We start from the raw sequence: 14,357 nt of genomic DNA, 5'->3' as shown, positions 1-14,357 counted from the left end.
CCAAGCCGGCCCGCGCATGAGGCTCAATGCCTCTTGTCAAAATCTCCTGACACAAACAGTCCAAGACACTTCAATCACATAACAAAAAACCCCGCCGAAAATCGACGGGGTTTGTCAGCAGTCTGAACGGCGCCAAGTGGCGCCGTTTTTCATTCTGTCGGTCAGCTCAGCTACAGGTCAGCTCAATAGGGTGAGTAGCACTGCTGGCGCGGGCCGTTGTAGGGCTGGAAGGTGTTGTCGTAGGCCCGGTACGACCGGTAGCGGTTGTAGCACCATTGGACATGGGCGCTCGAAAGCCGTCCCGCGCGGTAGTAGCGGCGCGGCGCCGGCCGATCGTAGTAGTCGTAATTGTTGTACATGCTGCCGAGGCCGAGCCCCAGGCCAAGGCCCAGGATCGCGGCACTCGCGCCATCATCGTAATAACGGCCGCCGCGATAGTGATGGCGACCATGGCGCCAACGCCAGTTGTCTCCGCCATTCCAGTGACCGCCGCCGCCCTGCCAGTGTCGACGGCCGCCGTTCCAGTTGCCCGACCGGCGCCATCTCCAATCATTGTTGAACTGACGGTTGTTGCCGCCCGCCCAGCTGTCGCGGACAGGCGTGACATTCGGCGCCGCCGTGCTGGTGGGTATCGACAGATCCGGCTGCATGATCGGTCCGGCGGCGGACGGTGCCGTGACGCCGGAAAGGATACCGAGGGCTATCAGCCCCGATTTGACCGTGGAAGAAAAGAGCGAATTCATTGCACTCTCCAAGAGTTACAGGCCCCGCGCCCACCCGAGGAATGGGGCAACAATGGATGTTTGCATCTGAACGGCGGATGAACGGAAAGGTTCCGTCAACCATGACGCGAACGCACCCAGGACCAATCGATCTCAGATGGTGGTCCTGCGCGCTTGTTTTCCGAAGCACTTGCGGGCAAAGGTCATGGCATGTCGCTGCGCCTTGCCACCTTCAATGTCGAGAACCTGATGAACAGGTTCGATTTTTCCGGCTATCGCAACCAGCTCAACGAGGATCGAACGCTGGCGCTGTTCGATATCCAGAGCGAGGCGGAATACAGGATCCTGGAGCAGGCCCGCGCCATCGCCCAGTCCGACGACACGCGCCAACTGACGGCGCTGGCGATCGCTGCCACCCGCGCCGACATCATCTGCATGCAGGAAGTCGACAATATCGAGGCGTTAAAGGCGTTCGAATACGGCTATTTGTTCAAGATGGTGGGGCAGGGCTACCGGCAGAAATACACCACATCGGGCAATGATTCGCGCGGCATCGACGTTGCCGTGATGATGCGCAACGAGACCGCGCAGGGCCAGCCGATCGAATTCGTGCGCATGACCAGCCATGCCTATGTCACCTACGAGCAGTTCGGGCTGCACACGCCGGAACTCGAGGCACTGGGCAATCAGGCCAATGAGCGCATTTTCCGGCGCGACTGCCTGGAGATCGACATCACCGTGGGCGGCGTGCCGCTGACGCTCTATCTCGTGCATTTCAAGTCGATGGGCTCGCCGCGCAACGGGCTCGACGGGCGCGAGGCGACGATGCCGGTGCGCATCGCCGAAGCGCAGGCCGTGCGCCGCATCATCGAGGAGCGCTTCGGCAAGGACTATGCCGCCGACAAGAGCTGGGCGATCTGCGGCGACATGAATGATTATCGCCAGCGCGTGAAGGTGGCCGGCGATGCGATCGACGGCTATCGCTTCGAGGTGGTCGACGAAGCCCTGTCCTGCATCAACGTGCTGACGGCAGGCGGCTTTTGCGAAAATGTCGTCGAGAGGCGGCCGGAGATGAACCGCTGGAGCTTCTACCACACGCGAGGACCCGAAGAGCGGCATCTGTGCCAGCTCGACTACATCCTGTTGTCGAAGGGGCTCGCCGCCAGCAACGCAACGGCCGTTCCCGACATCATCCGCAACGGCCAGCCCTGGCGCACCATCTTTCCGCCGGGGCAGGAGGTCGAGCGGTTTCCGCGCGCCGGCTGGGACCGGCCGAAGGCATCGGACCATTGCCCAGTGGCGATCACGCTGGACATGACCTGACGCATGAGTTTCGACCTCCCGCGCAACGTCATCCTGCCGGTCGACGACATCGACGTCCGGCTCGATCCCGGTCCGCACCCTTTCGCAAGGGACAATGCAGAGGCGATCGCCGAGAACTGGCAGCACGAAATCGCCGCCAATCCGGCGCTGTTCGACGGCATGGTGGTGCTGCTGTCGCAACTTGCCTACCGCGACAGCCGTCTCGTCGGCCGCTGCCACGCGGTCAATTACTCGACGTTCATGCTGTGGCGGAAGCGGCGCGAGAATTCGGGCGCCGAGCATGCCTATGCCCATGCCATGCTGGTGGCCGGCGACAATGCGCTGGTGGCGATCCGCATGGGTCCTCACACAGTCAACGCCGGCCGCGTCTATTTCGCCGCCGGCTCGTTCGAGCCGATCGATTTTCGCGATGGGCTGGTCGACGTCGATTTCAACATGATCCGTGAGGTGCGCGAGGAAACCGGGCTCGACCTGTCAGGTGCGGAACGCGGCAAGCGCTACCATGCCATGTCGACCAGCAGCGGCACGGTGATCTTTCGCCGCTACCACGCGGCGGCGCCCGCCGACGAGATCGCCAGGCGCATCTCAGCCTTCGTCGCCACCGAGACCGAGCCGGAGATCGAGGGACCGGTGATCATCCGCCATGCCGCCGACCTGCCGGTCGGGCTGTCACCGCACATGAAGCCGCTGATCGAGTGGCATTTCGCAAACGGGAATTAAGGGCGCGTCTTATTCTGTGCCGCGTTGCGACCGTTGCGTGCGGCGACGAGGAACAGGATAAAGCCGATGCCGAGCAAGCCGCCCATCGCCATTCCCATGGTCTGGCCGACGACTGCCTGGAAGTCAGCGGTGACGCGATCGGGATTGGCCATGCCGAAGCGGGCGAGATACCACCAGATGCCTGCAAGACCTGCCTCGATGATCACCATCGCCAGGACCAGTCGCGCCTTCTTGCTCATCCGCTATTCCTCCGCCCAGGGTGAATTGCCCTAGCATCGCGAACGGCGCGGCGACAGTGGCGGGACCAGGTGGAAATGTCGAAGGCTGTGCAAAACCGGCTCGGGCTGGCTGCGTTCCGGCCGGGTTGCCCTACTCGTGCCTTAGCGCGTCGATCGGATCGAGCCTGGCGCCGCGCAATGCCGGGAAGAAGCCGAACACCATGCCGATCAGGGCGGAAAAGCCGACGGCGAGCAGGATCACCGCCGGGCTCGGCGCGAACGGGATGGTCAGCGTCACCGCGGCGAGGCCGGCCAGCGCCAGCCCGATCAGGATGCCGATAATGCCGCCGAGCAGCGACAGCACCGTGGCCTCGACCAGGAACTGGATGAGGATGTGCTTTTCATGCGCGCCGATGGCCAGCCTGATGCCGATCTCGCGGGTGCGTTCGGTGACCGACACCAGCATGATGTTCATGATGCCGATGCCGCCGACCAAAAGGCTGACGCCGGCCACCGCGCCCAGCATGCCGGTCATGGTGGTTGTGGCGCTGGCCATGGCGTCGGCGATCTGGGTCATGTCGCGGATGGCGAAATCGCTCTCGCGGTCGGGCGTGATGCGGCGCGCGTCTCGCAAGATGTCCTCGACGCGCGGCTGCAACTCGCTGGTCGGCGTGCGGTCGTCGGCGGCGATGTAGATGTTGTCGATGTCGCGGTTGCCGGCGATGCGGCGCTGATAGGCATGCAGCGGCATCAGCACGACATTGTCCTGGTCCTGGCCGAAGCCGGTATAGCCCTTGGGCTCGAGCAGGCCGATGATCTTGCAGGAGGTGCGGTTGACGCGGATGATCTCGCCCTCGGGATCGCCGGCGCCGAAGAACTGCTGGCGCACGGTCTCGCCGATCAGGCACACGCCTGTGCCCGAGCGGGTTTCGGAATCGCTGAACGGGCGGCCCGACACCAGCTTCCAGTCGCGCGCATCGAGATAGGCGCTGTCGGTGCCGGTGACGCCCGAGGTCAGGCTCTCGGTGCCGAAGATGACGCGGACCTGCTTTTGCGAGGCCGGCGAAATCGCGCGGGCACCGCTGAGATGCGCCACAAGTGCCGCAAGGTCCTTTTCCGCGAGCGGACGCACCACCTGGTCGAGCCCGCCCGGTCCGCCGGGACCGGCCGGACGGCCGGAGCGGACCACCAGCAGATTGCTGCCGAGCTTGGAGATGTCGGCCTTGACCTTTGCTGTGGTGCCCGAGCCGATGGTGAGCATGGCGATGACGGCGGCAACGCCGATGACGATGCCGAGCAGCGTCAGGAACGAGCGCAGCACATTGCGGCGGATCGAGCGCAGCGAGAGGCGGACGGTTTCCCAGATCATGGCTGTGCGATCTCCAGCTTCCTGGAATCCGAAGCGACATGGCCGTCGAGGAAGCGGATTGTGCGTTCGGCATATTCGGCGACGTCGGCCTCATGCGTGACCATGGCGATGGTCAGGCCAAGCTCGGTGTTGAGCCGGGTGAGCAGCTCCATGATCTCGTGCGTGCGGGCGGTGTCGAGATTGCCGGTCGGCTCGTCGGCGACGAGGAGTGTCGGACGCGTGACGATGGCGCGCGCGATCGCCACGCGCTGCTGCTGGCCGCCGGACAGCTCGGCCGGCGTGTGGTGCTCGCGGCCGACAAGGCCGACCTCCGCCAGCGCCTGCATGGCAAGGTCTCGGCGCTCGCGCGCGGCAACACCCCGATAGATCAGCGGCAGTTCGACATTTTCGGCTGCCGTGGTGCGGGCCAGCAGATTGTAGCCCTGGAAGACGAAGCCGACATAAAGGTTGCGCAGCATGGCGCGGCGGTTGCGGTCGAGCCGGCCGGCGTCGATGCCCATGAAGGAATAGGTTCCGGCCGTCGGCGTGTCGAGGCAGCCGATGATGTTCATCGCCGTCGACTTGCCGGAGCCGGATGGACCCATGATGGCGACGAATTCGCCACGCCGGATCGCTAGATCGACGCCGGCCAGCGCATGCACCTTGGCCTCGCCCTGGCCGTAGCTCTTCCAGACCTTGTCGAAGGTGATGAGGGTCGCGCCCGCAGCCACGGCATCAGCTCCGCTGCTGCGACGCGGTGATGATTTGTGCGCCTTCATCCAGGCCAGAGATGATCTCGGTCAGTTCGCCGTCGGTGGAGCCGATCTTGACATTGACCGGGTGCGGACGCCCGTTCTCCAGCACGTAGAGTATGCGCGAGCCGTCGGTGGGCACTGTGGCGGCCTGGCGCTGGCGATTGCCGCCGGGGCGCCCCATGCGGCCGGTGAACAGGTCGCTCAGGCTCCAGCCGCGGGCGGCCTGCTGCGCCGGGCGATAGCGGAAGGCGGTGGCGGGTACGGTGAGCACGCCCTTGGCCTGTTTTGTGACGACCGAAACGGTGGCGGTCATGCCGGGCCGCAGCAACAGTTCGTTGTTGTCGACCTCGAGCCGCGCATTGTAGGTGACGACGCCGTCGGTGGTGACCGAGGCATAGGAGATGTCGCGGATCTCGGCATCGAACGGCCGCTCGGGGAACGCATCCACGGTGAAGCGGGCATGCTGGCCTGACTTGACCGCGCCGATGTCGGCCTCGTCGACCGCCGCCACCAGTTCCATGTTCCTGAGATCGGCGGCGATGATGAACAGCACCGGCGCCTGCAGCGAAGAGGCGACCGTCTGGCCGGGATCGACCGAGCGCGTCAGCACGATGCCGTCGATCGGCGCATAGATGGTGCTCTTGGCAAGGTCGGTCTGCTGCGCCTTGAGGTCGGCCTGGGCGATGGCGAGGTTGGCCTGCGCGCTGTCGAGCGCTGCCTTGGAACGGTCGCGCGTGGCGGTTGCTGCTTCAAGCGACTGGTCGGTCGCCATGCCGCGCCTGGTCAGTTCGGCGGCGCGCACCAGCGCCTTCTCGTTTTCGGCCAGCGTAACCGTGGCGTCCTCGACATTGGCGGCGGCGGCCTTGGCCGAAGCTTCGGCGCGCTCGATCTGGACTTCGAGTTTCACCGTATCGAGTGTCGCCAGCACGTCACCCTTCTTGACCTGCTGGTTCTCCTCGGCCGAGACCGAGCGGATGATGCCGGACAGTTCGCTTGAAATGTCGACCTGGGTAAGGGGCTGTAGCGTGCCGGTCGCCGACACCGCGACGGTGAGGTCGGCCTTGGCGGCAGGCACGGTGGTGTAATCGATCCTGGCCGGCGAGCCGGCATACCACTGATAGACGCCAAGCCCGGCAGCGAGCACGATCAACGCCAGCAGCGCATAGAGCCAGCCGCGCCGGCGCGATTTGCGCCGACCCGTTCTGTCGAGCCCAAGCGCCGTCTCGATGGCGGAATCCGATTCCGTCTTTGGCAGATTGACAATCTGGTCCACGCTGGACCCCTATAATGCGTAATATCCCGTCTGTGCACAGATCAGGCTTACTGGTTCAAATATCAAATTAAATTTCGCCCATGTTGGGATTGAGGCAGGAATGAAAACCCGGAATTACTTGCTCTACGATGTGTTTACGACCGAGCGACTGGCCGGCAATCCCTTGGCCGTCGTGCTGGACAGCAAGGGATTGGACACGGCGGCGATGCAGGCCATCGCGCGCGAATTCAATCTGTCGGAATCGGTGTTCGTGCTGCCGCCGGACAATCCCAAGCACAGAAACCGCATTCGCATCTTCACGCCCGACTATGAAATGCCGTTCGCCGGCCATCCGACGGTCGGCGCCGCGATCGCGCTGGCCGAACTGGCTGAGGAGGGCGGCGCCGGCATCTTCGTGCTGGAGGAAAACATCGGCCCGGTGCGGTGCGCCGTCAGCAAGCATGACGGCAACACTTTTGCCGAGTTCGACCTGGCGAAGCTGCCGGAGCCGCTGAAGCTCGAAGCCGATCCGGAGGCGATCGGTGCGGCGCTTGGGCTGACGCCGCACGAGATCGGCTTCGAGAATCACCGCGTCGCGTTCTGGTCGGCCGGCGTGCCCTACGTCACCATTCCAGTTGCCAATCTCGAGGCGGCGGGCCGCATCCGGCTGGACAACCAGGCCTGGTCGGAACTGGCGCCGCGCAAGAGCGAGTGGGCCTTCGCCAGCCCCTATGTCTACTGCCGCGAGACGGTGAACCACGAAAGCGCCTTCCATGTGCGCATGATCGTGCCCGGCACGCCTTCCTACGAGGATCCGGCGACCGGCTCGGCGGCTGCGGCCTTTGCCGGCGCCATCATGCATTTCGACGCGCCGACCGACGGCATTTCGCAGCTGTGGATCGAGCAGGGGCTGGAGATGGGCCGGCCTTCGCGCATCCGCCTCGAACTGACCGTGCAAGGCGGAAAACTGGCCTCGGCGCGTATTGGCGGCAACGCGATCAAGGTGGCGGAGGGCAAGCTGTTCATCTGATCGAACGCATGCTCGGTCGATTTGTCGGGAAATGATTCCGGCAGGGCTGGACAGGACCGGTGGTGGCGGCTATATGCCCGCCAACGCCGGTTTTTGCCGGCCGAGTGGGTGCGTAGCTCAGTTGGTAGAGCAGCTGACTCTTAATCAGCGGGTCCACAGTTCAATCCTGTGCGCACCCACCAAATTCCTAGAAGAGTTGGTGGAAAGACCCTCAAAGCGAGACGCGTTTGGTGCGTCTCGGGCAGGCTGTCTGACCGTGATTCTTTAACCGCGCTATCCGGATCTCGTGGCGATTCAGCCGCGTTGAAAAATGCGGCTCAGAAACCGGCCGAGTCGAAAAGCAATGCTCTTTTCCCCGACTGCAGCTTCGTTGGCGCCAATTCCGTCTTTTCCCCCGGAGAAATCGCTGATGAGCCACCAGAAGAAGACCAGGAAGACAACGAAAATGCCGGTATCGATCGGGCCATGACTTGAATAGCTGCTGTGACGGAGCACAACAGCAACCGCCACGGCGATAGACACTGCAGCTGCGACGGGATGAAGTTTTTTCATAGGCAGAATCTATTTGAGAATCGCCGTTGCCGGAAGATGCTTCTTTTGTCGTGACGATGACGGCCGATACGGGGAATGGATAACTACTTCTCCGAAACGCCAGCCTCGGCAAAACTCGCCATGCGGGCATGGCACTCCAGCGCCGAGCGGACGATGTTGACGGCGAGGCAGGCGCCGGAGCCTTCGCCGAGCCGCATGCCGAGATCGAGCAGCGGCGGCAGGCCGAGGGCTTCGAGCAGGCCGCGATGGCCCGATTCGGCCGAAACGTGAGCGGCGATTGTGTGGGCGAGGCCGGTTGGGTGCATCTTTGCCAGTGGGGCTGCGGCGGCGGTGCAGACGAAGCCGTCGAGCAGCACGGGGATGCCCAGATGGCGGGCGGCCAGCGTGGCGCCGAAGATGGCGGCGAGTTCGCGGCCGCCAAGCGCGGCAGCGAGAGCGAGCGGGTCAGCAAGGGCGGCGGCGTGACGCTTCAGCCCGGCTTCGATGGCGACCACCTTGCGCTTGAGGCCGGCGTCGTCGACGCCGGTGCCGCGTCCGGTCCATTTTTCAGCACCACCGCCGAACAGGGCAGCCGAAATGGCGGCGGCCGGCGTGGTGTTGCCGATGCCCATTTCGCCGAAGCAGATCAGGTCGAGGTCGTTTGTCACGGCGTCATACCCGGCGGAGACAGCCGCGAGAAATGCCTTGTCGTCCATCGCCGGCACTTGGGTGAAGTCGCCAGTCGGATGGTCGAGATCGAGTGGGATGACATCGAGTTCGGCGCCGGCCATGCGGGCAAGCTGGTTGATGGCGGCGCCGCCGCCGGCGAAATTCGCCACCATCTGCACGGTGACTTCCGAGGGATAGGCCGACACGCCTTGCGCGGTGACGCCATGGTTGCCGGCGAATACGAAAACCTTGACGCGGTCGAGTTTCGGCATGTCGCGGCCCTGCCAGCGCGCCAGCCAGGCGGCGATGGTCTCCAGCCGGCCGAGGCTGCCTTGCGGCTTGGTCAGCGTGTCCTGGCGGCGGGCGACCGCATTGGCCGCGGCATCGCTGCCGGCCGGTAGGTCGAGGCAGGCGGCGCGCAATTCACTAAGGGATTTGAAGGGCATGGGGGCAAAGTCTCCGAAAAGGAATCAGGCCAAGAGAATCAGGCCAGGGGATCAGGAAAGCGCTACGGAAGCGACGAGCAGCACCGCGATCTCGCTTGCCTGCTGCAAGGCGCCGATCGTGTCGCCGGTCTGGCCATCGATCTGGTTGAGGCAAAGGGCGCGGAACGCGGCAAACAGCAGGCCAAGCAGGATCAGCGCGAAGATGGCTCCGCCGAGCCCGAGCAGGAGCAGCGGGATCGCGCCGAGCACGGCGCCGGCGATGGCGGTTTCCTGCGAGACGGTGCCGGCATCGGCCGAGAGGCCATCGACTCGCGCTGGAGGCAAGAGATGCATGAAGGCGCCAAGCAGGCCGCGCGAGGCCGCGTGTGCGGCTATGAGGGCGAAGAGGGCCTGAGTGGGATCGACGAACTCCGACAGCGCGCTCCAGCGGATCAGCAGCGACAGGCCCAGCGCCATGGCACCATAGGCGCCGATGCGGCTGTCGCGCATGATCTCGAGTTTGCGGCCGCGTGATTTGCCGCCGCCAAAGCCGTCGGCGACGTCGGACAGCCCGTCCTCATGCAGGCAGCCGGTGGTGAGCACGGTTGCCACGAGAGCAAGGGCCGCCGCTGGCCCCATGGCCAGGCCAAACCGTTCGGCCGTGGCAAAGACGATGGCGCCGATCAGGCCGACGACAAGTCCGGCGATGGGGGCTGCCCAGATTGCGGCGGCAAGGCTGCGGCCGCGAAAATCGAAGACGGGCAGCGGCAGACGGGTGAAGAAGACCAGGCAAAGCGCGGTGTCGTCGACGACCTGCCGTGGGGAAAGAGCCAGGTTCCTGAACTTCATGCTCTAGCCCCTCGCAATGGCATGGAAGAAGGTGCCGCTGGCATGGCCGCGCCGGTAGCCCGAGGCGCCTATCGGATTGCCCTGGCCATCGGCAAGGTCGGCGAGCGGTTCGTCATTGCCGGTGGCCGTCATCTGCGCATAGTGGAATTCGTGGCCGCGAATCAGCGCCCCAGCCGAGCCCAGCGGGCAATCGGCGCGCAGCCGCGCCTCGCGATAGCCGAGGTTCATCTTGCGTTTGGCGAAGCTGGTGGAATGGCCGAGCAGGCCGAGCATCGCATGCGTTTCGCCCGACGCGTCCTCCAGCGCTTCGCCCAGCACCATGAAGCCACCGCACTCGCCGTGGATGGGCTTCGTCGTGGCGAAACGGGTCATCCCGGCGCGGAAAGTCGCGGCGGCGGCGAGCTTGCCGGCGTGAAGCTCGGGATAGCCGCCCGGCAGCCAGCAGACATCGCAAGCCTCGTCGGGCGCTTCGTCGGCGAGCGGCGAGAACGGGACGATTTCGGCGCCGGCCTTGCGCCAGTAGGCGGCGACATGCGGATAGAGGAAGGTGAAGGCGGCATCCTCGGCCAGTGCGATCCGCTGGCCGGGCGGCGCCAGTGCGTCGGTGAAGCCGCCAGACGCCGGGGTGAAGGGTGTCGCCAGGGCCATGATCGCATCGAGGTCGAGCGATTTCTCCGCCATGTCGGCCAGCCGGTCGAGATGCGCCATCAGGTCGTCATATTCGCCGGCCTGGACGAGGCCGAGATGGCGTTCGGGCAGGTTCAGCGTGGGATCGCGCAGGATGGCGCCGACGACTGGCAGGCCGATCGCCTCGATGGCGTCGCCCGACAGCCGGCGGTGCCGCTCGCTGCCCAACCGGTTGAGCACTACACCGGCCATGCGTACATCCGGATCGTAGGTGGCAAAGCCCTTGGCGACGGCGGCCGCGGTGGTCGACTGGCCGGAGACGTCGAGCACCAGCAGCACCGGCAGGCCGTAGAGCCGAGCCAAGTCTGCGGCTGACCCGGTGCGCCCCGGCGAGGCCGGAATGCCGTCGAACAGGCCCATGGCGCTTTCGAGGATGACGAAATCGGTGTCGTCGGCGGCTTGCGCGGCGAGTGCGTTGAGCAGCGATGGCGGCATCGCCCAGCTGTCCAGATTGACGCCCGACAGTCCCGTGGCGGCGGTGTGGAAGCCGGGGTCGATATAGTCGGGGCCGGATTTGGCGCCTCGCACCTTCAGCCCACGCCGGGTGAGCGCGCGTAAAATGCCGATGGTGACGCTGGTCTTGCCGGAGCCGGAGCGCGGCGCGCCGATGATGATGGCGCGGGCCGTCATGCTTGTCCCGCCAGTGCCGCGCGCATGGCAACGATCCCGCCAACGACGATCAGCGCCGGCGAGGCGAGACCGGCGGCCGCGGCTTCCTCGGCAATGGTGGCGAGCGTTGCGACGACGGTTCGTTCCTGCGGCGTCGTTGCGGCGACGATCACTGCCGCCGGTGTCGACGGCGCCAGCCCGCCGTCGAGCAGTGCCGCCGCGATCAAAGGCAGGTTGGCCATGCCCATATAAACGACGACAGGCTGGCCGGTGCGGGCGATTGCCGCCCAATCGAGATCGTCATCGGTGCCGGCGGCGTGGCCGGTGGCCAGGATCACCGCCTTGTTGATGCCGCGCATGGTGGCCGGGATGCCGGTCGCGGCCAGAGCGCTGAGGCCCGAGGTCAGGCCTGGCAGCACGCGGAACGGGATGTTTTCATGCGCCAGCGCCAGGGCTTCTTCGCCGCCGCGGCCGAAAATATAGGGATCGCCGCCCTTCAGCCTGACGACGCGGCGGCCGTCGCGCGCCAGCCGCACCAAAAGGGCGGTGATGTCATCCTGTTTCATCGACGGTTTGCCGCCGCGCTTGCCAGCAAAGAAAAGCTCGGCATTTTCGGCAACGGCGACGACATCGGATGAGACCAGCGCGTCGTAGACCAGCGCATCCGCCTCGGCCAAAGCCGCCAGCACTTCGAGCGTCAGGCAACCGGGGTCGCCGGGGCCGGCGCCGGCCAGCCAGACATGGCCAGGCTCCAGCTGGCGCGGCTTGAAGTTCAGCCGGGACAAGGCTTTTTCGAGCGTAGCGTTTTCGCCGGTGTTTTTGTTGCTGCCGCTCACAATCCGTCCCGTCCGCGAAAACGCCGCTGGTAGTGGGCGTCGTATAATGAACTCTCGCCAAAACCTTCGGCTGCCAGCGAGCGGCCGACGAAGATGATCGCCGTGCGCTCCATCGGATCGGCGGCGAGCAGCGCCTCGATGGTCGCCAGCGTGCCGGTCAGCACACGCTCGTCCGGCCAGGAGGCGCGGAAGACGACCGCCACCGGGCAATCCCCGCCATAATGCGGCGTCAGCTCGGCAACGACGCGGTCGATGGCGTGGATGGCCAGATGAATGGCCAGCGTGGCGCCGGTGCGGCCGAAGCCGGCCAGCGTTTCGCCGGGCGGCATTTTTGATGCGCGTCCGGAGATGCGGGTCAGCACCAGGCTTTGCGCGACTTCAGGAATGGTCAGTTCGCGGCGCAATGCGGCGGCGGCAGCGGCGAAGGAGGGGACGCCCGGCGTCAGCGTGTAGGGAATGCCATGCTTTTCCAGCCGGCGGATCTGCTCGGCGACGGCGCTCCACACCGACAGGTCGCCGGAATGCAGGCGGGCGACATCATGGCCCGATTTGTGGGCCGCGACATACTCGGCCTCGATCTCGTCGAGCGACATCGGCGCGGTGTCGATCAGCTTTGTTCCCGGCGCGCAGTGCTGTAGCAATTCGGGCGCGACGATCGAGCCGGCATGCAGGCAGACCTGGCAGCTTGCCAGCAGCCTCGCGCCGCGCAGCGTGATGAGGTCGGCGGCACCGGGACCGGCGCCGATGAAATGGACGGTCATGGCGCATCTCCACTGATGGCGATCGCGCAGGTGACCGGGCCGAGCACCGTGCGCGGGCCAAGCAGTCTGGCGCCTTTGCCGACGACGGCAAGGGCGGATGCCTCGGAAACCGATGAGGTTCCGGCAACATCCTGCGAGAGGTCGGAATGGCTGAGCGTGTCCGACGAGGCGGCCTGAAGCGTGGCGTCATCGACGACGATGACCGGAAGACTCAGCACGCGGCCAGCGGCGGCGATCGCTTCTTCATCCTTCTTGAACTCGGCAGTCGCCAGTGCCGAAAGCGCCGTCATCGTCAGGCCATGAGTCTCCAGCGCGGTTTCGATCGCGGCAAGCACGTCTTCGACGCTCACGCCTTTTCGGCTGCCGATGCCCGCGACCATCATGGCTTCACCCAGCTCCATTGGGTCACTGGCATGGCCGGCCGCCAGGCCTGCATCGCGCCGACCGGCGATGCGCGAGAGATGGCGATGCGGGTGAGATCGCCGCCGAGCTTGGTATGCTGGGCGAGGAGCAAGGCTTCCATCTCCAGCGTCACCGCATTTGCCACGAGACGGCCGCCCGGGCGCAGCGCCTTGATGGCAGCATTCAGCACGCCGGCATCGCTGCCGCCGCCGCCGATGAAGATCGCGTCCGGCGTGTCCAGCCTGGCAAGTGCCCTGGGCGCGCTGCCTTCCACCACGACAAGGCCGGGAACGCCACAGGCGGCGGCGTTGCGGCCAATGCGGGCGGCGCGGATCGGATCGGCCTCGATGGCAATGGCGCGCATCGAAGGGTGGGCCAACATCCATTCGATGCCGATGGAACCGGAACCGGCGCCGATGTCCCACAGCAATTCGCCGCGTTTCGGCGCCAGCGCCGACAGGGTGATCGCGCGGATCTCGCGCTTGGTGATCTGGCCGTCATGGTCGAACAGATGATCGGCAAGGCCTGATGTGAGCGGCAGGACGCGCGCGTCCGGACCGGATTCAACTTCGACCGCCAGCACGTTGAGCGGATTGATGTTTTCGAGATCGAAGGCATCGGCGCGGATCGTGCGGTGGTCCTCGCTTGGCCCACCCAAGGCCTCCAGGATCGTCAGCCGCGATGCGCCGAAGTCGAGTTCGGTGAGCAGGCGCGCTATTGCAGCGGGGGCTTCGGCATCCGAGGTCAGTGCCAAAATGCGCGCGCGTGGCTGCAGCAGCGGCCGGATCAGGTCGAGCGGCCGGCCGTGCAGCGAGACGGTCTCGATGTCCTGCAGCGCCCAGCCAAGGCGCGCGGCCGCCAGCGAAACGGCCGACGGTGCGGGGATGACATGCATCTCCTGTTGCTTGACCTTGCGGGCGAGGGTGGCGCCGACGCCGTGGAAGAACGGATCGCCTGAAGCGAGCACGCAGACGCGCCTGTCGGCAAGCGCCAGCACGTCAGCCATCTCGGCATCGAAAGGAACCGGCCAGGCGCGCGCCTCGCCCTTGGCGAAGGAAGCGACCAGCGCCAGGTGCCGCTTGCCGCCGAAGATGATCTCCGCCTCGGCAATCCGCTGCTTGGCCTCGTCGCCGAGACCCGCTAAACCGTCCTCGCCGATGCCGACGATTGTGAGCCATTTTGGGGTGAGCTTGGCACCGCGCGGACCTTCAGCAGGCATG

General features: G+C 65.6%; 16 protein-coding genes and 1 tRNA gene. 4 read left to right on the top strand and 13 right to left on the bottom strand.

The window, feature by feature from the left end; translation table 11 throughout:
- Positions 1 to 182: 182 nt before the first annotated feature.
- The gene (locus tag NP503_RS22515) at positions 183 to 743 is read right to left on the bottom strand and encodes a BA14K family protein (protein ID WP_127270702.1); all 561 of its coding nucleotides are present in this window, start codon (positions 741 to 743) and stop codon (positions 183 to 185) included.
- A gap of 189 nt (positions 744 to 932) precedes the next feature.
- Here NP503_RS22515 and NP503_RS22510 point away from each other — a divergent pair, with 189 nt between their 5' ends.
- Together NP503_RS22510 and NP503_RS22505 are read left to right on the top strand one after the other, a co-directional pair.
- Positions 933 to 2,045: an endonuclease/exonuclease/phosphatase family protein gene (locus tag NP503_RS22510; RefSeq protein WP_127270700.1), complete on the top strand. Its 1,113-nt coding sequence runs from the start codon at positions 933 to 935 to the stop codon at positions 2,043 to 2,045.
- A 3-nt stretch (positions 2,046 to 2,048) separates the two neighbouring features.
- Positions 2,049 to 2,765, top strand: a complete 717-nt coding sequence (locus NP503_RS22505) for a hypothetical protein (protein ID WP_127270699.1) — start codon at positions 2,049 to 2,051, stop codon at positions 2,763 to 2,765.
- On the opposite strand, the gene NP503_RS22500 is transcribed toward NP503_RS22505, so the two are convergent.
- The 4 genes from NP503_RS22500 to NP503_RS22485 all read right to left on the bottom strand — a co-directional run bounded on the left by NP503_RS22500 (position 2,762) and on the right by NP503_RS22485 (position 6,359).
- Positions 2,762 to 3,004 carry a hypothetical protein gene (locus NP503_RS22500; RefSeq protein ID WP_127270697.1) on the bottom strand — a complete coding sequence of 81 codons (243 nt, stop codon included), beginning with the start codon at positions 3,002 to 3,004 and terminating at the stop codon, positions 2,762 to 2,764. The two genes, NP503_RS22505 and NP503_RS22500, sit on opposite strands and share 4 nt — an antisense overlap.
- 130 nt (positions 3,005 to 3,134) lie before the next feature.
- Positions 3,135 to 4,352, bottom strand: a complete 1,218-nt coding sequence (locus tag NP503_RS22495; RefSeq protein WP_023812410.1) for an ABC transporter permease — start codon at positions 4,350 to 4,352, stop codon at positions 3,135 to 3,137.
- Entirely contained in the window at positions 4,349 to 5,062 is a 714-nt protein-coding gene (locus tag NP503_RS22490; protein ID WP_127268496.1) for an ABC transporter ATP-binding protein, read from the bottom strand. Before NP503_RS22490 ends, NP503_RS22495 begins: the two co-directional genes overlap by 4 nt.
- A 4-nt stretch (positions 5,063 to 5,066) precedes the next feature.
- On the bottom strand, positions 5,067 to 6,359 hold the full coding sequence (locus NP503_RS22485) for an efflux RND transporter periplasmic adaptor subunit (protein WP_127268497.1): 1,293 nt from the start codon (positions 6,357 to 6,359) through the stop codon (positions 5,067 to 5,069).
- A 100-nt stretch (positions 6,360 to 6,459) separates the two neighbouring features.
- On the opposite strand from NP503_RS22485, the gene NP503_RS22480 reads away from it, so the two are divergent.
- On the top strand, positions 6,460 to 7,368 hold the full coding sequence (locus tag NP503_RS22480) for a PhzF family phenazine biosynthesis protein (RefSeq protein WP_127268498.1): 909 nt from the start codon (positions 6,460 to 6,462) through the stop codon (positions 7,366 to 7,368).
- 106 nt (positions 7,369 to 7,474) lie between these two features.
- Positions 7,475 to 7,550: transfer RNA gene (locus tag NP503_RS22475), tRNA-Lys, on the top strand.
- Between the two features lie 112 nt (positions 7,551 to 7,662).
- Here NP503_RS22475 and NP503_RS22470 read toward each other — a convergent pair.
- The 8 genes from NP503_RS22470 to cbiE all read right to left on the bottom strand — a co-directional run bounded on the left by NP503_RS22470 (position 7,663) and on the right by cbiE (position 14,356).
- Complete coding sequence (locus NP503_RS22470; protein WP_127268499.1) at positions 7,663 to 7,920, bottom strand: hypothetical protein; 258 nt, start codon at positions 7,918 to 7,920, stop codon at positions 7,663 to 7,665.
- Between the two features lie 83 nt (positions 7,921 to 8,003).
- A complete protein-coding gene (gene cobT / locus NP503_RS22465) occupies positions 8,004 to 9,014 on the bottom strand; it encodes a nicotinate-nucleotide--dimethylbenzimidazole phosphoribosyltransferase (protein WP_127268500.1) in 1,011 nt (336 codons plus the stop codon).
- A gap of 51 nt (positions 9,015 to 9,065) precedes the next feature.
- The gene (gene cobS / locus NP503_RS22460; RefSeq protein WP_127268501.1) at positions 9,066 to 9,842 is read right to left on the bottom strand and encodes an adenosylcobinamide-GDP ribazoletransferase; all 777 of its coding nucleotides are present in this window, start codon (positions 9,840 to 9,842) and stop codon (positions 9,066 to 9,068) included.
- A gap of 3 nt (positions 9,843 to 9,845) precedes the next feature.
- Positions 9,846 to 11,159: a cobyrinate a,c-diamide synthase gene (locus NP503_RS22455; protein ID WP_127271889.1), complete on the bottom strand. Its 1,314-nt coding sequence runs from the start codon at positions 11,157 to 11,159 to the stop codon at positions 9,846 to 9,848.
- Entirely contained in the window at positions 11,156 to 11,974 is an 819-nt protein-coding gene (gene cobA / locus NP503_RS22450; RefSeq protein ID WP_127271891.1) for a uroporphyrinogen-III C-methyltransferase, read from the bottom strand. The genes NP503_RS22455 and cobA overlap by 4 nt, the downstream gene beginning before the upstream one ends.
- The gene (gene cobM / locus NP503_RS22445) at positions 11,971 to 12,735 is read right to left on the bottom strand and encodes a precorrin-4 C(11)-methyltransferase (protein WP_127271893.1); all 765 of its coding nucleotides are present in this window, start codon (positions 12,733 to 12,735) and stop codon (positions 11,971 to 11,973) included. The genes cobA and cobM overlap by 4 nt, the downstream gene beginning before the upstream one ends.
- Positions 12,732 to 13,118 (bottom strand): cobalamin biosynthesis protein, encoded by a 387-nt coding sequence (locus tag NP503_RS22440; protein WP_127270799.1) that lies wholly within the window; start codon positions 13,116 to 13,118, stop codon positions 12,732 to 12,734. The genes cobM and NP503_RS22440 overlap by 4 nt, the downstream gene beginning before the upstream one ends.
- Positions 13,115 to 14,356 carry a precorrin-6y C5,15-methyltransferase (decarboxylating) subunit CbiE gene (cbiE, locus tag NP503_RS22435; protein WP_127271896.1) on the bottom strand — a complete coding sequence of 414 codons (1,242 nt, stop codon included), beginning with the start codon at positions 14,354 to 14,356 and terminating at the stop codon, positions 13,115 to 13,117. Before cbiE ends, NP503_RS22440 begins: the two co-directional genes overlap by 4 nt.
- Between the last annotated feature and the right edge of the window lies 1 nt (position 14,357).

The sequence above is a fragment of the Mesorhizobium sp. SEMIA396 genome (assembly GCF_024518615.1).
Taxonomy (GTDB): domain Bacteria; phylum Pseudomonadota; class Alphaproteobacteria; order Rhizobiales; family Rhizobiaceae; genus Mesorhizobium.
Note: the sequence above shows the minus strand (reverse complement) of the source record. Positions and strands in the feature narration are given on the sequence as shown.